This is a genomic window from Bacillus sp. P4_D3 (assembly GCF_056401855.1).
In genome coordinates this window covers 1-773 of sequence record NZ_JBFUIN010001131.1, presented here as the reverse complement: position 1 = coordinate 773, position 773 = coordinate 1, and the positions used below count along the sequence as shown (strand labels likewise).

The following is a 773-nucleotide window of genomic DNA, read 5'->3' as shown; positions in this document are numbered from 1 at the left end:
ATTATGGACGGAGTAAAAGAGCGCCAGTCCTCTTATTACAATCGTCTTTACTAAATAAATTATAAAGGGGCAATATCCTAATGAAATTTAARGCTTTCTTTTTAACRATYACCATTCAAAAACGYAAACTTTCAARAGRTGAAATTTCTCRYGAACAACAAATTAAAAAYATTATGGACGGAGTAAAAGAGCGCCAGTCCTCTTATTACAATCGTCTTTACTAAATAAATTATAAAGGGGTAAAAATCCAATGAAATTCAAAGTATTATTTTTAACAATTACCATTCAAAAAAATAAACTGTCTGAGTTTGATATGCTTCATGGCCAACAAATTGAACAGGCAATGGACAACGTAAAAGAACGACAAAGTCATTATTGTAGTCACCTGTAATTCCTATTCGAAAGGAGGAATTCATGTATGAAGTTTCACCTTTTCTTTTTAACCATTACGATTCAAAAAGAAACTATATCTGCAAATGAAGCAAAACAAGAGAGACAGTATAAAAAGATTATAGATGAGATTCGTGATCGTAGAAGCAAGTACTACACTCACCTATAATTGTTTGAACTTATATTAGAAATGAAAGGAGTCGATTATGATGTTAATGACGCAGTGTAAAGAGATGATTTGGATAGTTCAGAGGGATTCCACATAGTTTATAAAGTTTATTTAACAAAAAATTATCGCCTGATTTGATGTGTAAAAAATATATAATAATAAGTATTTCATACACTCTAAAAAAATAAAAGGTACACCACTTTTTGCGGTGTAT

At 30.1% G+C, this 773-nt stretch carries 3 protein-coding genes; all 3 read left to right on the top strand.

Features of this window, described 5'->3' with window-relative positions:
• The first annotated feature begins 80 nt into the window (after positions 1 to 80).
• Genes AC1DTM_RS29790 through AC1DTM_RS29780 form a run of 3 tightly spaced genes read left to right on the top strand, consistent with a single transcriptional unit; the run spans position 81 to position 559 of the window.
• Positions 81 to 224, top strand: coding sequence for a YrzI family small protein (locus AC1DTM_RS29790; protein ID WP_477001623.1), 144 nt, complete (start codon positions 81 to 83; stop codon positions 222 to 224).
• A 26-nt stretch (positions 225 to 250) separates the two neighbouring features.
• Positions 251 to 391 carry a YrzI family small protein gene (locus AC1DTM_RS29785; RefSeq protein ID WP_070146635.1) on the top strand — a complete coding sequence of 47 codons (141 nt, stop codon included), beginning with the start codon at positions 251 to 253 and terminating at the stop codon, positions 389 to 391.
• A gap of 27 nt (positions 392 to 418) precedes the next feature.
• Positions 419 to 559: a YrzI family small protein gene (locus AC1DTM_RS29780; RefSeq protein WP_002200161.1), complete on the top strand. Its 141-nt coding sequence runs from the start codon at positions 419 to 421 to the stop codon at positions 557 to 559.
• Positions 560 to 773 lie beyond the last annotated feature (214 nt).

Coding starts and splice junctions, on each gene's coding strand:
- AC1DTM_RS29785 (WP_070146635.1), top strand. CDS start 251: ATGAAATTCAAAGTATTATTTTTAACAATTACCATTCAAAAAAATAAA.
- AC1DTM_RS29780 (WP_002200161.1), top strand. CDS start 419: ATGAAGTTTCACCTTTTCTTTTTAACCATTACGATTCAAAAAGAAACT.